10 protein-coding genes are annotated in these 18,766 nt (G+C 41.2%); 3 read left to right on the top strand and 7 right to left on the bottom strand.

The features are described 5' to 3' along the window. Positions 1-23: 23 nt before the first annotated feature. Positions 24-1,451 carry a pectate lyase family protein gene (locus tag PSR9079_RS02165; RefSeq protein ID WP_149980271.1) on the bottom strand — a complete coding sequence of 476 codons (1,428 nt, stop codon included), beginning with the start codon at positions 1,449-1,451 and terminating at the stop codon, positions 24-26. Positions 1,452-1,641: 190 nt separating this feature from the next. Between PSR9079_RS02165 and PSR9079_RS02160 the strand changes: the two genes are divergently transcribed. Beyond that, entirely contained in the window at positions 1,642-4,605 is a 2,964-nt protein-coding gene (locus tag PSR9079_RS02160; RefSeq protein WP_149980270.1) for a TonB-dependent receptor, read from the top strand. A 78-nt stretch (positions 4,606-4,683) separates the two neighbouring features. Then, positions 4,684-10,854 carry a pectinesterase family protein gene (locus PSR9079_RS02155; RefSeq protein ID WP_149980269.1) on the top strand — a complete coding sequence of 2,057 codons (6,171 nt, stop codon included), beginning with the start codon at positions 4,684-4,686 and terminating at the stop codon, positions 10,852-10,854. A 610-nt stretch (positions 10,855-11,464) separates the two neighbouring features. On the opposite strand, the gene PSR9079_RS02150 is transcribed toward PSR9079_RS02155, so the two are convergent. From PSR9079_RS02150 to PSR9079_RS02125, 6 genes are all read right to left on the bottom strand, one after another. Beyond that, the gene (locus PSR9079_RS02150; protein ID WP_145239108.1) at positions 11,465-12,484 is read right to left on the bottom strand and encodes a LacI family DNA-binding transcriptional regulator; all 1,020 of its coding nucleotides are present in this window, start codon (positions 12,482-12,484) and stop codon (positions 11,465-11,467) included. A gap of 190 nt (positions 12,485-12,674) precedes the next feature. Further along, the gene (locus PSR9079_RS02145) at positions 12,675-13,976 is read right to left on the bottom strand and encodes a TRAP transporter large permease (RefSeq protein WP_145239111.1); all 1,302 of its coding nucleotides are present in this window, start codon (positions 13,974-13,976) and stop codon (positions 12,675-12,677) included. Beyond that, positions 13,976-14,464 (bottom strand): TRAP transporter small permease, encoded by a 489-nt coding sequence (locus PSR9079_RS02140; protein WP_145239113.1) that lies wholly within the window; start codon positions 14,462-14,464, stop codon positions 13,976-13,978. Before PSR9079_RS02140 ends, PSR9079_RS02145 begins: the two co-directional genes overlap by 1 nt. Before the next feature lie 9 nt (positions 14,465-14,473). After that, positions 14,474-15,451 (bottom strand): TRAP transporter substrate-binding protein, encoded by a 978-nt coding sequence (locus PSR9079_RS02135; protein ID WP_246175471.1) that lies wholly within the window; start codon positions 15,449-15,451, stop codon positions 14,474-14,476. A gap of 41 nt (positions 15,452-15,492) precedes the next feature. Beyond that, positions 15,493-16,335, bottom strand: a complete 843-nt coding sequence (gene kduI / locus PSR9079_RS02130) for a 5-dehydro-4-deoxy-D-glucuronate isomerase (RefSeq protein ID WP_149980268.1) — start codon at positions 16,333-16,335, stop codon at positions 15,493-15,495. Between the two features lie 23 nt (positions 16,336-16,358). Then, the gene (locus PSR9079_RS02125) at positions 16,359-17,123 is read right to left on the bottom strand and encodes an SDR family oxidoreductase (protein WP_145239119.1); all 765 of its coding nucleotides are present in this window, start codon (positions 17,121-17,123) and stop codon (positions 16,359-16,361) included. 185 nt (positions 17,124-17,308) lie between these two features. On the opposite strand from PSR9079_RS02125, the gene PSR9079_RS02120 reads away from it, so the two are divergent. Next, positions 17,309-18,766: a tagaturonate reductase gene (locus PSR9079_RS02120; RefSeq protein WP_149980267.1), complete on the top strand. Its 1,458-nt coding sequence runs from the start codon at positions 17,309-17,311 to the stop codon at positions 18,764-18,766.

The following is an 18,766-nucleotide window of genomic DNA, read 5'->3' as shown; positions in this document are numbered from 1 at the left end:
TTAAGTCATCAAGGCTTTCTTTGTTAGTCGCTAAGCGAATTTAAGTACTGCTGCAAAACCTGCGCTGTAGTTGCATTTTTTAATTGCAGCTGATGCTGTTTGAACCAATCATCCGCAACACCATCTTCATTAGCATCAACGATTGCAGGAACCCCTGTAAATTCCTGTTTATATGCATCCCAATTACCAATTAGCTCAAACTCATGATCAATCAAACCATTTTTCTTTATCGCGACACTATCAGCGAGCTGTTGATAAACAAGCGTATCAATACTGTCATGGAAATAGCCATGTGCATTACGACTTGCTCCTATATGTTGCCCTTTAATGGCATCACTAAATGCTTGCTTTGCACTAACATAAACCATGGTTGTTTGCATGGGTGATGTAATGATTGGTTTATCACTTAACCACTGGCTATTTTCATCACTGATAGTGCGTTTTGCTTTGACTGCTTTGCGATAATTTACACCTAAATAATTATGCTCAGTCAGTTGTGGGTTATTCTCAAGTACATTTCCCATAATATATGCCTGATTTTCTTTGATCTCTGGGGAATACCAAATATCAGCAAACTGCATGATCTTACTTGCTTTACCTGGTTTATAATAATTGTTGATCAAGTTAAAACGACCATTTTCTGATCCATAAACATTATTATGTCCCCAGTTAAAAATAATATTATTGATAAGCTCAACAAACTCTTCATCTTGTGCATACGGTGATTTAAGTCTATGACCATTGAGCCTAGGCGTTCTACTGGCATGATTGGCAATTATATTATTAATAAAGCTCGCATTTGCCCCGCCCCAAATGCCACCATAGCCATGATCGCCTTTAGGGTGAATTGAATGGCTTAAACTATGTGAAATAATGGAATTTTGTAATGTAAAGTTACGGTTATTATAGAAACTCGCAGTTTCATCCACTGACCAACTCAATGAACAATGATCAATAATGACATTCTCACTGTTACGCACCGTTAATGAATCATCAGCATAGCCAAATGTACCTAAGCGAAAGCGCATATAGCGGATAATCACATTATCTGCGGATGAGACCGTCACAGGAGCACCAACAATGGCAATCCCACCTGGCGAACTTTGCCCCGCGATGGTTATATTACCATGTGATATTTTAAGTTCCCCTGCCAATTTGATCACACCTGATACCGCAAATACGACAGTGCGAGGATGTTTTTGCACAATTGCATAGCGAAGGCTGCCTGGTTGGGGCTTATCTAAATTATCTTCCAATGTAGTCACTCTATAAAGCGTGCCATTAACTCCCCCTGTTGCGTATTTACCAAATCCTTTTGCCGTTGGAAAAGCCAATGTTGTATTGACTTGTGCAGCGTATAAATTAGTCGAAACAAAAACCGTCAACACAGTAATGATGCTTAGTATTACGATATTGAGATAGTTTAAATTATTATTCTTCAGAACTTGCATAATGTTCCTTGGCTATTTCGTTTTTAATGCTGGTTAAAATAAAAAATTGTCAATATGTAAATTGACAGTTTCATTAATACAGTGTTAACTTCATGTTATTCCATTTTGCCACCGGTGGCAAGTTGGGATTTGAATCAACGGGAATCGCATATCTTGCACACACAATTATAAGCCTGAAAAAGGAACAAAGATGAAGAGCATGAGATTAAGCACGATCGCAGCAGCATTAATGGTAGCTATGCCACTTTATGCGCAAACAACTGATCCTGCACAGCCAAAGGTAGAGAATGACAAACCAACAACAAGCGCCGAGAAAACAGCAGCTAAAAAAACCGTAGAAGCTGAAGATGATATTGAAATCATTGCTGTAACAGGCGTTTATCAAGCAGATTTAAAAGCACGTGCCATGGAGCGCGATGCTAAAGCGTTTAGCTCAGTGATTGCTACGGATGATATGGGTAACTTTGTTGATCAAAATGTCGCAGAGTCATTACGCCGTATTCCTGGTGTCACTTTAGAGCGCAGTGAAGGTGAAGGAAAATACATTGCAGTACGGGGGTTAGGTCCTAAATTCGTATCGGTGAGCATGAATGGTGCAGAACTATCTGGTGCGGGTGATGAACGTAAAATTGGCCTTGATGGTATCACTAGTGATTCATTAGGAGCCATTGAAGTATTTAAAACCCTTACCCCTGATATGAATCTAAATTCGATAGGTGGCGCAGTAAACGTCAAAGCTATCTCAGCATATGACCGTGGCAAAAACACCCTAAAAATGAAGCTGCAAGATTCATACAGTGAACTCAGAGAAGAACACTCGCCAAAGTTTAGCCTTGATGGCACACAGCTATTCTTAGACGAAAAAATAGGCGTTGGTTTTGCACTTTCTTATGAAGATAGGAAAACTCAAGTAGATGAGGTACGCCATCATAGCACTCGAGAATTAAACTTTTTACAAGGTGGCATTGGCCTCAGTGAAGAGCAATTAGGTGTTGCACCAGAAATATTGATCCCCGCGCAACTCGAAAACCGCCGTGAAATTGCTGATCGAACACGTACCACCGCAACTTTAAATGTTGAGTTTAAGCCAACCGCAGACAGTTTTTATTACATACGAGGTAACTACTCTAATTACACTGATGATGACGTTGCACAAAGAGAGTTTTATAACTTTTATAATGGCGACCAAGCCGATGAAATTATTTATGTAAATGCTGATACAAAAGAGTTTGCCCTGTCTGATATCGATATTTATAACCAATTTTTCATTCAGGAAGGTGAAACGACTACAACCAATTACAGTATCGGTGGTGAAAACTATATTACCGACACTTTACGCGTAGATTATGAATATGCGTATTCAAAAACAGATGATAAATCAGTGGGGGATCGCCGAGTTCAGTTTCGTGAGCGTGAGAATATCGTTTACGGTCAAGCAACTAAAAACAATATTGTTGCACAGGTGCTAACTCCTGAAGAAGCTGCTGCCCTAGGTGGTTTTGCGTTAGATCCAGATAATGATGTTTTTGCCGGTGAAGCCGATGGTGATATCAGCGATTTATCAAATATGGAATACGACAACTTATTTATGGAAGACAGTGTCCGCACTGATGAAGTCACTAGTATCAAGTTAAACTTACAAAAAGACTTTGATTTTGAGTACCTTAATTTCATTAAAATTGGTGGCACTTATAACGAACGCGAACACTTCCGTGATAAAGATCGCTGGAGCTATGCAATAAACCCTCTCGATTGTGGAACGGATGAAACCTGTATTACAGTCGCCAACTCAAATGTTACTGATTATAACTTTGCGGTTCCTGAGGGTGGCTTATTTACCTATCCTTTTGTTAGCAACGAAGACCTTGAGTACATAGTTGACTCAACTAAAATTACGCGCGACAGTGCCACCGGTGGCGAGGTGTCAATTGACAGCACCAAAGAAGACTATACCTTATACGAAGATACCTACGCAGCTTATATTATGACTGAGCTGCAGCTATCAGAGCAGGTCAGTGTTATTACCGGTGTACGCTATGCACATACCGAATTTTCATCAACCGGTTATATGTCATTATCAAATGATGATTGGAATTTTGGCGGTGATCACACCTTAGATATTTCGGTACCTTTACCTGAGGCATCCATTACCTACAGTGAATTTTTCCCAAGTATGCATATACGCTACGAACCAAATCCTGAAATGTTGGTTCGTACATCACTGTGGACTAGTTATACCCGCCCTTCGTTTAAGCAAGCGCGTGGTTATGCGCGTTTTGATAGTGATATTAGTTTATGTGATCCAACGACTAATGAATGCTACAACTCACCAGATGGACAAAGCGCAATTGATTTACAAGGCTATATTTTAGGGCCAGACAATGCGTTACAAGTAGGTAACCCAAATTTGGTGGCAATGACTTCGGATAACTTTGACGCTTCGTTTGGCTGGTATCCATCAAAAGAGTTATTTATGGAAGCTGCAGTATTTTACAAAAATATTGATAACTTCATCGTCGATGTCACCGGTATTCAAATGAGCATAGATGAGCTCCCGCTTACTTTACCTGTAAACCAAGTATCTGATTTTGCAATTCCTCAAGATCTTGCTCTAAATCAGGTTGATATCACCCTCAATGGTGATAAAGCCACAGTCTACGGGATTGAGCTTAGTTACAATCAGTTCTTCGAAAATGGCTTATTTTGGCAAAGTAATATGACCTTTGTAAAAAGTGAAGCCGAACTCGACGCCACTATTCGTCAAGACAAAATGCAGCTACCAGGCCAAGCAGATATCACCGGTAACATTGCTGTTGGTTGGGAAGATGAGACTTTCTCGTTACGCCTAATTAGTAATTACCGCTCAGATATCCTTGAAGAGGTTGGCTCTTGTCCCGTATCAGCTTCTGTATCAGACCCACATACCTGTAAGTCATGGGCTGATATATACCAAGACGATATCTTAACCTTTGATATGAAAGTGAAATATGATTTTACGAAAAGCCTCAGCGTGTATTTTGACGCGATTAACTTAACCGATGAAGCAGATTTACGTTATTTCAAAGGTAATGATTTATCCGGTGGTGAAATCCTCTATCAACGTGAAGATTATGGTCGTACGTTCCAGTTAGGTATGAATTATAAATTTTATTAACAGCTACTAATAATGAAAAACGTTAATTTCACACACAATTAACGCGTTAATGACGCGCTTTCATCCTTGGAGGGATGCATGAATAATACAATAAAAATACCATCGTGTTTGCTGATCACCGCGATCTTAGCAGGCTGCGGTGAAGATAGTTCTATCAATGTCAAAGAAGCCCCGTTACCACCAGTGCAAGGGGTATTTGTTGACAGCCCTGTTGCTGGTTTAACCTACAACAGCCCATCAATAAGCAATGGTGTAACAAACGCAAATGGACAATTCGATTACTTTAGAGGTGAAGCTATCGATTTCTCAATTGGTGCACTTACCTTCCCTACGGTCTCTGCCGCCAATGTATTAACTCCACTTGCTTTATTTTCGACAGATACCGTGTTTCATCCTGCTGTTATTAATAGTTTGCGTTTATTACAGTCACTAGATGTTGATGGTGATCCTAGCAATGGCATCACTATCAGCGAGCAAGCAGCACAAGCAGCCGTTATGACTTTAGCCGAAGGACAAACGATTACGGACTATTTTAGTAGCGATGAGTTTGAGGCAAACGTTAATGCGTGGCTCGCTGATGCAGGCTCAGCTAATAATACCTTAATTCCAGCTGATCAAGCGATTGTGCACTTTGTTGATTTTATTTTTAAGCAATACAACAGCACCCAACCTTTAGCATTTAATACTGCCGATTTTAGCGGAACATTGTATAACCCATTAGTACAAGGCAGTGAGGCAAGTATTGCACAGTTGATATTAACACCCGTTGATGAAGCAAACCTTAGTGGCACATTCAGCCAAGTAGTGGATGGTAGCGAAACAGTAACAGGCAATTATTCGTTTTTATTTGGTAACCGCGTACTTGCACTGACCTCAGGTGAAGGCGAATCAGCTACCACAGAGTATATAATTTCTCGTTCCCATAATACGGTTAATAATACCTATAGTGTTTGTGCCACCAGCGATCCAAGTGCATTGGCAACACTGGTGCTTACTTGTGATAGTAATGATGATGCTAAAAACAATATTTTAGTGTTCTCCGAACAACAAGCTCAAGAAGAGTTAATCAAACTCAACGATTTAGCTCAGCAAGCTGGTTTAGCCTTAATTGAAGAGTTTGATACTGACACTGAAACATTTTTCTCATCGAGCTATAAAAGCTTATCGGATGAGCAAGGCAGCGGCCCGTTATATTTTAAAAGTGGCGGTAGTGCAAAAATTGACGATGTAGCAGGCCAACTAATTCTTGAAGGCGACCGTATTACCATCGGTAATACCCTGCCCGGCAAAGAATCAACAGCGACTGATAACTCAGGTGTGGGGATTTATAATTTAAGCGAAGGGTTTACCATTAGCTTTGATGTTGTTTCTCATAATAGTGCTGGTGGATTATCGCTTTATATTGATAATAATACTGCCAGTCAAAGTAATTCAGTGCATGGCGGTGCTTCAAAGTTTTATGGTAAAGACATAAACGAAACCAACACCCCTGCAGGTCAACGGTTTTCATATACCTACATTCCAGGCGAAGATGTAAATACTGGCCCTGATCTGACTCATGTCGATGCCCGCGGTATTTTAAATCCTGAGATTAAAAATTCATATTTCCAAATACGCACTGATTCAGCGGCAATGATTGTCATTGATAACTTAACCATTGAAACAGTGGCAACCGACGTACCAGATGTTGAACCGCCGGTTGAACCACCGATTGATCCTCCTGTGGAAGGTGAGATCCCAACAGTAGAATTACCAATTACCACTGACTTTACCGCACTTACTGCGGATATTTTCTCTGTTGATCATCAAAAAATTATTGATGCAAACGGCGATGAAATCCCCATGTTTAGCAAAACAGGCGGCTCAGTCACTGTGATTGATACTGGATTAGAACTCAATGGAGGTCGTTTCACATTAGGTAACACCACCCCAGGTATTGAAACAGCAGCAACGGATACCACCACCAGTGGAGCGCTGGATTTGTCTCGTCCTTATCAAGTGGTGATGGATATTGTCAGTATAAGTGACCCTGAAGGTGATAATAAATTCCAAATATATGTGGATAACAACTCATCAAGCAGTTCTAAATCAATCCATGGTAATGACTCACGTTTTTATAATGAATTGATCAACTCGCTTACTGCTGGTCAAACTTTAACAGTACCCGGAAAGCTTGCGACTAAAAACTCATTTTTACAGTTACGTACCGAAACAGGCGGCACTGTGGTTATCAATAACCTCAGAGTTGAGTATGTTAAAGATCCATCTGTATTTAGCTGCACGGATGCACCTGAACTGTATTTTTGTGATGACTTTGCCAATGGTGATTTAAATAATTGGCAAATTTTAGCCAAGCCAGATAACACTGAATCCCCAATGGGTGAGTTTGATGTACTTGATATCATGGGTAATAACATGATGCGATACACCGCAGGCGGTGCTGGGGGCGAGCTAATTTTAGCCACTGAAGAAGCTATGGCAAACGTGCCTTCGACAGGTAACTACTTTGTTGAAGCGAAAATTCGCCCGCGCCAGAACTCTACCACGGCCAATAAGCAGATCTTTTTGATGGCACGCTATTTAAATGCCGGTAATTGGTACGCCGGTGGCTTAAATGTGCAAAACTCATCAAGCAGTACGCAAGTGGAAGTTGCCGTTAGTAGCGAAGGGTCGATTGCGCGTCCAGTGCAAACAAAATCACCAATCTTACTCGGTGAAAAAGGCGCTACAGAAGACGGCGTTTGGTACACCACTCGATTTGAGATGATTGATGATCAACTTACCGTATACTTAGATGGTGAGAAAATGGGCTCTGCGACTGATACCAGCTATACAGCGCGTGGCTTAATTGGTGTGTTTACGAATAATCGTTCGTTTGAAATTGATGATGTAAAAGTGGGCGACCCTAGTATCAAGCCAATTCAGTTAACCCTTGATTACAAAGAGCCTAATTGGGACACAAGTACCAGTATGGATCCATTGTTGATCAACGTTACAGCGATTAAAAACGACGGTATCACAGCCGACACCTACACGGTCACTTCAAGCAATGAAGCAGTGGTGAGCGTTACAATCGATGCAAATACGATCACCCTTACACCGATTGCTGCAGGCGATGCAACGATCACATTTGTATCGGATTCAGACCCAAGTATTACCCGTACTATTAAAGTCTCTGTTGCAGAAGGCTTTGTTATGCCAACTGCTGACTATGGTGATTTAACAGCTAAAGTAATGCCAGCGATTGCTAGCGATAACCAATTTGTTGATACCCAATTATCGCTTACTTTTGATAACGCCCCTACCTTTGGTAGTTTAGGTGAAGTTCGTATTTATAAGCAAAACGACAACACCCTAGTTGATACCCTCAAAGTGGGTAAAAATGTCGATGTGATAGGCTACACCGGCCAGGATAAAGTCCGCTCTGTGTACTACTACCCGCTCACAATTGAAGGCAATACCTTAACCATTAAACCGCATAATAATGTGCTTGAATATGGCCATACTTATCGTGTTGTCATTGGTGATGATGTGGTATTAGGCGCACAACTCAACGGTACTGATTTTATTGGCCTCGGTGATAATAGCCAATGGACGTTCACCACTAAAGTGACAACGCCGGCAAGCAATCAACTATTGGTTGATGATGACGGTGTAGCTGACTTTAGAACCGTGCAAGGTGCACTTAACTTTGCAATGGCAAATCTTGCTAAAGATGAGCAAACCACCATTTCAGTCAAAGATGGTGTATATAATGAACTGCTATTCTTACGTAATAAAAATAACGTAACTATACAAGGGCAAAGCCAAGACAATACTATTATTCAGTACGAAAACTTCGAAACACTCAATGGTGGCTCAGGTGGCAGTGCGCCTGTAGGTTCTGGCACACCGGGTGGCGGTCGTGGTGTATTCTTAGTTGAAGGTGCGGATATGTTAGTGATCAACAACCTAACATTGAAAAACACGCATTTGCGTAACAAGGTTGATTCAAACCAAGCTGAAACAATTTACTTTAATAGTAATGGTCGTTTAGTGGCTAATAATGCCAGCTTTATTAGCGAACAAGATACCCTATTACTGAAAGGTTATAGCTGGTTCTACAACAGCTTAGTTGCTGGTAATGTTGACTTTATTTGGGGCTACCCAGTTACCGCATTATTTGAAAGCAGTGAAATACGCACTATAGGTGACTCTAAAGACAATGACCCAACGAAAGACACCTCTGGAGGCTATGTATTACAAGCACGCGTACCTGTGCAAACAGATCCTGGCTTTATCTTTTTAAACAGTAGTTTTACTCATGGCCCAGGACCAATTGGCAATGATGTGTTAGATAATTCAACCTATATTGCACGCAGTGGTGGCAGTGACACATATTTCGATAACATAACGCTTATCAATAATAAGTTTGATACCCACATTGCAACCTCAGGTTGGGCTGTGCAAGGTGTTAACAGTCAACCTGCACCAAATCCAGAAATTGCAACGGCTACCAGTGGCTGGCGCGAGTATGGCAGCATGGATTTAGCAGGTAATGCCCTTGATTTAAGTGCCCGTGTTGGCGGTTACATTATGCAAGACAGCGACGTGGTTAACTTACTTGAGCGTAATGCTATTTTTGCAAGCTTTAATGATGGCCAAGGTTGGACACCTGAACCACTAGCAATCCCAATCTTGCCAGATGAGCCAATTGCAATTACACCGGTGAATAATAGTCTGGGTTTTGCTGGTTATAATTTTAACCTAACCGGTGGCGAAGGTGGAACAGTCGTGACCGTTGATAATGGCACAGCGCTTAAGTCGGCTTTAGCACAAGCAAAATCATCAGGTGTTCCAGTGACTATTTATGTCGACGGTGTCATTACTGATGCAAACAGTGGCGGCGATAATTCTTCTATCGAAATTAAAGATATGGATAATATCTCAATCATTGGTGTGGCAGATCGTGGTGAGCTAAGTGGTATCGGCATTGCTATTCGTCGTGCTAATAACATCATTATCCAAAACTTAAAAATCCATGAAGTACTTACCGGCGGTAAAGATGGTATTTCGATTGAAGGTGATGAAAATAAACCTACCGCGAATATCTGGATTGATCATAACGAACTCTATTCATCGTTAAATGTTGATCAAGATTATTATGATGGTTTAATCGATTCTAAATCGGGTGCTGAAAACATTACCATTTCATATAACTATATTCACGATAGCTGGAAAACGTCACTCCATGGTCACAGTGATGATGACTCGAGCAGCAACAAGAATCGTCATATTACCTTTCACCATAACCGCTTTGAAAACATCATATCGCGTGTTCCGTTGTTTAGATTTGGTCTAGGCCATATATTCAACAACTATTATAACAATATCACCTCTAGCGCGATTAACTCACGAATGGGCGCAGAGCTACATATTGAGAATAACTACTTTGAGCATACTAAAAATCCTGTGGTCTCTTTTTACTCAAAAGTAATTGGTTATTGGAATACCTCTGGTAACTACCTAGGTGAAGGCGTTACTTGGGGTGATGTGGCTGACGGCGATGTGGCAGCAGAGGTTACTGCTACAGGTATGACACCCACCAGCTCATACCAAGCACCTTACGAGTATAAGTTAACTCCAGTAATGGACGTTAAAGCGCATGTTATTGCCCATGCCGGTATTGGTAAAATAGATCAAAGCGATTTAGACATCCCAGACATTGCAGCGCCAAGTGAGCCACCTGTGCAACAGCCGCTTGGTTTACCATTTACTGAAAATTTTGCCGCAGCAAATGCTGACGAATTTTTTAGTAATAGCTACCGCGACCTATCAGGTTTATCGGGTACGGGGACCCCGCTGTTTCATCGTGTCACTGGCACAATCGATGTATCCGCTGGGCAACTAACCATGACAGGTGCACGTATTAGCATTGCCAATACCACCCCTGCGGTGAATACCACCTCAGCGGATGCAAGCACAACGGGTCTACTTGATTTAAGTAACAACTATCAAGTGAGCTTTAAAGTCGCGGCTGTAGCAGGTAACACCGCAAAAAGCTTCCAAATATATGTAGATAACAATACCTCAGGTAGCGCTAATTCGATCCATGGCGGCTCTTCAAAGTTTTATTCAGTAAAACTTGAAGAGCTCGTCCCTGGTCAAACGTACACCGTCGATGGGTTGGTAGCCACAGCAACCTCATTCATCACTCTCAGAACGGAAAGTGAAGCAACTATCACATTGGATGAGATAACCATTCAGTAGTTGTAATGAGAGCAGCCAAGCGCTGCTTTAAGACAATTTGATAGTTACCAATACCCTTGCCCCGCACAGCAAGGGTATTTTTTTATCCATATCATTCCTTTCTCTTTGCGCAACAAAATCTTCAAGTTAATAATTCACAAAGAGATTAACAGGCGCTGCGGTTAAAGAGCGAGGGCATGAAGTTAACGTTATTAAATTGAGTTAGTAATTTTTCAAGTACGACTGCATAGATGCAGGAGGTAGAGCAATGCAGGAGTAATTGCCAAGAACACCCTATCAAAATTTCTGCCTTGTTATCACTGTATTTATCTGTCGCTATAAATGGTCAGTAACTTAATACAATTGATATCAGCCGGGGCTTACAGCGCTTAAAATGTTCCAGGTATTAAAAACGAGCGCTATGCATTTTACGCTTTAAGCAGCATATCGGCCGTTTGGTTTAACAGCGATATTTCATGCTATTTTATCAAAGGTGCTCCTCAAATTTAATTAACTCATTAATTAAATCAAAAAAGTATATTGGATTACGGATAGAAGTAAGCGCCCTACTGTCAGTTAGGCGCTTTATATGTCTGTAACAAAAAGGTTATTATGGGGGGGGTAATCGGTACTATTTAGCGCATCTGTTAGTAGATTCACGCTTCACTAAATAAGGAGTGACTACGTCATCTAATTTAATTTTTTCACTTTGTGTCGATTGGCTTTTATTGATGAGTTTTTGCACCGCTAAACATGCCATATTTTGTACAGGTCTTCGAATAGTCGTTAGCGATGGAATGATCCGTGAAGCCAAAATATTATCATCAAAACCTGCTACTGATAGCTGTTCTGGTACTTTGATATTTAAATTACTGGCAACCCGTAATACCCCAGCCGCCATTTCGTCGTTGTTAGCAACAATGGCCGTTGGTCTTGGTTCAGTGCTTAACAATGTCATAGCGCACTCAATACCACTTTCGTAACTATTTTTGCCTTCAATAATACGATTTCCTGGCAGTTGCACATTACATTGTTGCAGTTCAGCTAAAAATCCAGCTAAGCGTTCGATTGAAGAACGATAAACTTGCGGTCCAGAAATAAAACCAATGTCTTTATGGCCAAGTTCAACCAAGTAGCTGGCCATTTCTTTCATTGCTGCGCGTTCGTCTGAGACCACAATATTATCAGCATCATCTAAATCTACCGATGCTAAGCGCACATAAGGACAACCTGCTTCACGAATTGCTGCAGCCAACTCTTTGTTTTCAGATACTGGCGGTAAAATAATCACGCCATCAAGCTTAGAGCGAGAGATAAATGACAGGCAATCGTCAATAAATTCAGCACTTTTAGAGTAACTAGGATGAACAACCAATTCATAGCCAAGTTCAGAGCAGACGCTTAATGCACCTCGTTGCACCTGATCAATATACAATGCATCGGGGTTATCATAAATTAAACCTAATAAGTAAGAACGACTTGATGCCAGCCCCCGAGCTTGTTTGTCAGGAGAAAAACCAACTTCGCTGATAATTTTAAGCACTCGCTCTCGCGTCGCTTCACCCACAGCGGGAGAGCGGTTGATCACACGTGAAACTGTGCGCTTTGAAACACCACACAGCTTAGCTACATCATTAATCGTTACTGACATAAAAGTTCCTATTTAGGATGATTGCAAAGTTTAACACTAACCGTAGATCCATAGAAGTAGTTAGTCAGCTCTTGTTATACATTGACTACTTTGATTTAAAAGAAAAATGGAGCTGTTGAGCTCCATCACAGATTTGTTTGATTAAGTTGGCCTAAACGCTGGCAAATAAATTATCCCAAGTTCAGGTTAGTTACTCGATTAAACCAAATAAACGCGGTAACGTTTCACTGATCGCCGGTACATATGTAACCAACATCAATACCAGAAACATCACAGCATACAGCGGCATCATTGGCTTAATTATTTTATGTAACGATGTTTTCGCCACCGCACAACTGACAAACAGCACACTCCCAACTGGCGGAGACACCAAGCCAATTGATAAGTTTAATACAATCATAATCCCAAATTGAATCGGCGACATACCAAATTGCTCAGCTACCGGTAAAAAGATCGGTGTAAAAATCAGTACCGCAGGCGTCATATCAATAAACGCGCCAACCAAAATTAAAATCAGATTGATTAACAGCAAGATTAAAATCGGATTATCACTGAGTGTTAAAAAGAACTCACTGACCAGCTGTGGAATATGTGTGTATGACAATAACCACGACATGCCCGAAGACGCGGCAATGATCAGCATTACAATAGCCGTTGTTTCACAAGCTTTTAGTAATATAGCAGGCATTTCAGCTATATTGATTTCTTTGTAGATAAATACCGACAGTATTAAAGCATAAATAACGGCAATAGCGCCGGCTTCAGTTGCGGTAAATACACCACCAATAATGCCGCCAATAACAATAAAAATAAGCAACAAGCTTGGCAAAGCTGCGAGTATTTTTTTCATCACAATGTTAAATGGCAGTCTTGCTGTTACTGGGTAGTTGTTTTTAATCGAGTAAATAGCGCAAACAATCATCAATGCCAGCCCTACTAAAATACCCGGTAAGTAGCCGGCAATAAATAATGCCGCAATCGACACCCCACCACTGGCGATGGCATAGATAATTAAAATATTACTCGGTGGTATTAACATGCCCGTAGTGGCTGCACTTGCGGTAACCGCCGCAGCAAAACTGGCACTGTAACCATGTTTTTTCATTTCTGGCACCATAAAACTACCAATCGCCGATGTGGCTGCAACGGCAGAGCCTGATATTGCACCAAATAACATGCACGACATTACATTTACGAGTGCCAGGCCGCCGGGTAAAAAGCCTATCATCGCCATAGCACATTCAATCAGCCGTTTAGCAATGCCGCCTTGACCCATTATCAATCCAGACAAGATAAAAAATGGGATTGCCAATAATGCGAAACTATCAATGCCACCGGCCATTTGTTGGGCTATGGTCGTAGTGGCAGGCGTAAAATCAATGTGCATTAATAGCGCTGCTAATGTTGATAGCGCAATACACAAAGAAATAGGTACATTAATAAATAACAATACAAAAAAACAAACGATTAAAACAATTGCTGTTAAGTCCATTATGCTTCCTCCGTGAATTTTTGCTGTGCATAATTGATCAGGTTTTCAATGCAATTAATCACAATCAACACCCCGCTCAGCGGTAAAACGATATACACATAACCCATGTTGATCTCAAGCGCCGCTGACGTTTGCTTTAATTCAAAGCTCAGCATCATCAATTGGCTGCCGCCATACACTAAAATACTTAATGCTGTGATCAGCACGCAGATTTCGATTACAAATGAACACTTATACCTAAGTGACGGGATCATTTTTTGATAAAACAGATCAAGTCCTAAATGTGCTTTAGTACGATACGCATACGAAGCGCCCAAGACACCAATCCAAATCAGGATAAAACGCGCTAACTCTTCGGTGTATGAGCTCGGTGCACGTAAAATAAATCGTGAAAATACTTGCCAACAAACAACGGTTACAATTGCTATCATGGCCAAAATCAGTAATCGCTCTATGATGCGATTTAAGTGTGTGTTGAGTTGTCGCATTGTTTGCTCCTACATGCTTTTTATTTTTTTAATGTGAGCTGCAACCGCTGTATCAGCGAACGAAGCATGAAAATCAGCCACTTTATCTTGAAACGCTTGTTTGTCAGGGTAGGTCACTTGTACGCCTTCTGCGATAACTGCTTTAAGCGCCTCATCAGATGCGTTTTGCCACAATGAACGTTGGTACTCAACAGAGTCGGCCATCGCTTGGGTTAACCACTGTTGTTGTTCGTTGTTAAGTGAGTTCCAAACTTCTAAGCTTGCTAAAATTACATCTGGAACAAAGGTATGTTCGTCCAGCGAATAATATTTAGCGATTTCGTAATGACGAGATAAGTAATAGCTTGGCGGATTGTTCTCTGCGCCATCAACTACACCTTGTTGCAGTGCGGCATATAATTCGCCCCATGCAATCGGTGCTGCAGCGCCGCCTAAAGCCTGCACTGTTGCTACTGCTGTAGGGCTATTTAACACGCGAATTTTTTTACCTATTAAATCATCTGGGGTATTAATCGCGCCATTGGTGGTGTAAAAGCTGCGGCTGCCTGCATCGTAATAGCCCAAACCTTTAAGTCTTGCAGTGCTTACTTTATTTAGTAGCTCGGTGCCTAAATCGCTTTTAAGTACACGCCAAAAATGTTCACTATCGCGAAACAAATACGGAATGCCAAACACTTTCATCTCAGGTACAAAGCCTTCCAGCGGGCTTGCCGATACTTTAGTGATTGATAAACTTCCAATTTGTAACAACTCAATGAGTTCACGTTCAGACCCCAACTGACCACCTGGATAGATAACAATTTCCATTGTGCCATTTGAATAAAATGCCAAACGTTCAGCCATATATTCCATTGCTTGATGCACCACATGGCGGGTGTCTAATGTATGTGCCAAAGTTAATCGCACTGTTTTTTTGTCATCAGTGCAACTAGTTAGCAAAAATAACGACAAAACTAGCATTATCTTTATGAGAAGATTTCTATTCATTATTATTTCTTCTTATCGCTATATGATCATAAAAGAGCTGATTATCTCAGCTCGCCCGGTTGATATTTATCCATATCATCATAATCGAGGTTTTCGCCTGCCATGCCCCAAATAAAACTGTAGTTTTGTGTGCCAGCACCAGAGTGAATTGACCACGGTGGCGATACCACTGCTTGCTCGTTATGTACCCAAATATGGCGTGTTTCAGTCGGCTCGCCCATAAAGTGACACACAGCTTGCTGCTCTGGCACTTCAAAATAAAAATACACTTCGTTGCGACGATCATGCTGATGAGCTGGCATGGTATTCCAGACGCTGCCTGGTTTTAATTCCGTTAGCCCCATTTGTAGTTGGCATGTTTGTACTACGGTATTGATCAGCATCTGATTAATATTGCGCTCATTGGAGGTTTCAAGCGCACCTAAATGCAATACATTGGCATCATTACGCGTCACTAACTTATTTGGATATTTGTGGTGAGCTGGTGCAGAATTAAGATAAAATTTTGCAGGATTGCCACTCTCATGACTACTAAACAGCACCTCATTGGTATCTTTACCTAAATACAAGGCATCTTTATAGCCAAGCTGAAAATCTTCTCCATCAGCAGTCACCGTGCCGCTGCCGCCAACATTGATCACACCAAGCTCTCTACCTGTTAAAAAGTTTGCTGCTTTTAAGTTGTCTACCGTTTCTAACCTAAGCGGTGCGCTGGTTGGCACCGCACTGCCCACCATAAAACGCTCGTAGTGGGTGTATAACCAATAAATGGTGTTCTCTTGCATGAGTTTGTCGACCAAAAACTCATCTCTTAACTGTTGGGTGTCATAGCCTTTAACTTCATTTGGACCAACGGCATAACGTGACTCTATTTGTGTGCTCATAACATGCTACCTAAAATTAAAAATTATCGTGCTAACCAGCCACCATCAACCGCGAGAATATGGCCATTGACATAGTCACTGGCTGTTGATGATAAAAATATGGCTGAACCAATTAAGTCTTCTGCTTCACCCCAACGCCCCGCAGGGATACGCTTTTCAATTTCACTATTACGAGCGGCATCATCTTGTAATGCTTGGGTGTTATCGGTTCTAAAATAACCTGGCGCAATAGCATTAACTTGAATATTGTGTTGCGCCCATTCGTTTGCCAGCGCTTTAGTAAGACCCGCTACCGCATGTTTGCTCGCGGTATATGCTGGGACTGTCATACCGCCGCTGTATGACAGCATTGAGGCAATATTAATTATTTTGCCAAACCCTTGTTTGATCATGTTTGGCGCAACCGCTTGGGCCAATAAAAAACTGGCATCAAGGTTTACTTTCATCACGTTCTGCCATTGCTCATACGGGTAATCCACCGCAGGGCTGCGAAATATTGTGCCGCCAACATTAACCAAAATATCAATACCGCCATGATTAGCTAAGGCTGTAGCTGCTAAGGCATTCACTGAATCCGTATTACTCAAATCAGCTGCATAATCATACGCCTCACCACCGCGCTCTTTGATCATCTGACACGTTGCTTGGCAGCCGTGCTCTTTACTACTACTGCAAATAACCTTGGCGCCAGCAGCTGCTAAACCCAGTGCAATTTGTTGACCCAGTCCGCGGCTTGCACCGGTGACGAGTGCCGTTTTTGAAGTTAGATCAAACAAAGTGGCTGTCATTTTAAATTCCTGTATAAAGTGTTTATTACGTAATTACTAATTCAATGTAAATTGAATTGACTAAACTTGTTAATACCCATTCTTCGCTACCGGTGGCAATTTGTCAAATATTATTTGCCACCGGTGGCAAATATAGCTAAGATGTAAATATCAATCAGCCCATATAACGTTTATAGGTTCATATTATGCAAGCACTGAATAGAAAAAACTTTAATAAAAACAAATACCCAACAAAAATAATGCAATACGGTGAGGGGAATTTCTTGCGTGCATTTATCGATTGGCAAATTGATAAACTCAATGAAACAAGTGATCTAAACGCCGGCGTTGCGGTGATCCGCCCGATTGATTATGACGCAATTCCTTTACTTAATGTTCAAGATGGTTTGTATACCACTATTATTCGTGGCTTAAACGAGCAAGGTGAAACCGTCGCCGATCACCGTATTATTAGTTCAATCAATGAAGAAATTCCTGTCTATAAAGATTTTCCGCGTTATATGGCATTAGCTGAGAATCCGGATCTGAAAATTATTTTTTCAAATACCACTGAAGCTGGTATTGAATATATTGATACTGATAGACTCGATGACGCTCCCGCTAAAGCATTCCCAGCTAAATTAACGCAGTGGTTGTTCCATCGCTTTAATCACTTTAACGGCTCAGCTGACAGCGGCATGGTGATCATCCCTTGTGAGTTAATTGACTACAACGGCGAGAAACTCAAAGAAATCGTGTTTCAATACTGCCAACTTTGGCAACTACCTGAGGCGTTTTCAAGCTGGTTGAATGAAGCTAACCACTTTTGCTCAAGCTTAGTTGACCGTATTGTCACTGGCTTCCCCCGTGATGAGCATCAACAACTACAAGAATCGTTAGGTTATTTAGATAACTTTATGGTGACCGCTGAGTACTTTCACTTGTTTGTTATTCAAGGACCGCAGCATCTAGCTGAATTATTATGCTTGCAAGACAGTGATCTAAATATAAAAATTGTTGATGATATTTCACCTTACAAACAACAAAAAGTCGGTATTTTAAATGGTGCTCATACGGCTTTAGTGCCACTAGCTTACATGGCGAACATTGATTCTGTGGGCGATGCGCTGGCCGATCCTTTGTTTGAAAAATACCTAACACAATTAATCTTTGCTGAAATTATTCCCACTCTTGATTTACCTGAAGATGAATTAAAGCGCTTTGCCAATGATGTACTGAACCGCTTCAGAAATCCGTATATTTGCCATTTATTACTGGCTATTTCACTCAACAGTATGACTAAATTTAAGACCCGTATTTTGCCGCAGTTGCACACCTATGTGAAAACAAATAACGCCGTACCGAATATGATGGCATTGGCTATTGCAGGGCAAATTTTGATGTATAAAGGCCTACGTAATGAGCAGCAAATTGAATTGAGCGATGCACCACAATGGCTAGAACTATTTAATACCCTGTGGCATGACTTTGATAACAACACCCTATCCTTAAACACGCTTGTTGAACAAGTACTAGGGGCACAATGGCATTGGGAAAGTGATTTAAATGAACTTCCTGAATTAACTGCCACCGTTACAGCTCACCTACGTAATATGCTCACTGAAGGTGTAGCTACTACGCTTACTAACCAGTTAGGCCAATAA

The organism is Pseudoalteromonas rhizosphaerae, assembly GCF_902498845.1.
Classification (GTDB): Bacteria; Pseudomonadota; Gammaproteobacteria; order Enterobacterales; family Alteromonadaceae; genus Pseudoalteromonas; species Pseudoalteromonas rhizosphaerae.
This window is presented reverse-complemented; position numbering and strand designations above follow the sequence as displayed.

Excerpts from the sequence above, each read along its gene's own strand:
- PSR9079_RS02125 (WP_145239119.1), bottom strand. The coding sequence starts at position 17,123 with ATGACAGCCACTTTGTTTGATCTAACTTCAAAAACGGCACTCGTCACC.
- PSR9079_RS02155 (WP_149980269.1), top strand. The coding sequence starts at position 4,684 with ATGAATAATACAATAAAAATACCATCGTGTTTGCTGATCACCGCGATC.
- PSR9079_RS02165 (WP_149980271.1), bottom strand. The coding sequence starts at position 1,451 with ATGCAAGTTCTGAAGAATAATAATTTAAACTATCTCAATATCGTAATA.
- PSR9079_RS02140 (WP_145239113.1), bottom strand. The coding sequence starts at position 14,464 with ATGCGACAACTCAACACACACTTAAATCGCATCATAGAGCGATTACTG.
- PSR9079_RS02150 (WP_145239108.1), bottom strand. The coding sequence starts at position 12,484 with ATGTCAGTAACGATTAATGATGTAGCTAAGCTGTGTGGTGTTTCAAAG.
- kduI (WP_149980268.1), bottom strand. The coding sequence starts at position 16,335 with ATGAGCACACAAATAGAGTCACGTTATGCCGTTGGTCCAAATGAAGTT.
- PSR9079_RS02135 (WP_246175471.1), bottom strand. The coding sequence starts at position 15,451 with ATGAATAGAAATCTTCTCATAAAGATAATGCTAGTTTTGTCGTTATTT.
- PSR9079_RS02120 (WP_149980267.1), top strand. The coding sequence starts at position 17,309 with ATGCAAGCACTGAATAGAAAAAACTTTAATAAAAACAAATACCCAACA.
- PSR9079_RS02145 (WP_145239111.1), bottom strand. The coding sequence starts at position 13,976 with ATGGACTTAACAGCAATTGTTTTAATCGTTTGTTTTTTTGTATTGTTA.
- PSR9079_RS02160 (WP_149980270.1), top strand. The coding sequence starts at position 1,642 with ATGAAGAGCATGAGATTAAGCACGATCGCAGCAGCATTAATGGTAGCT.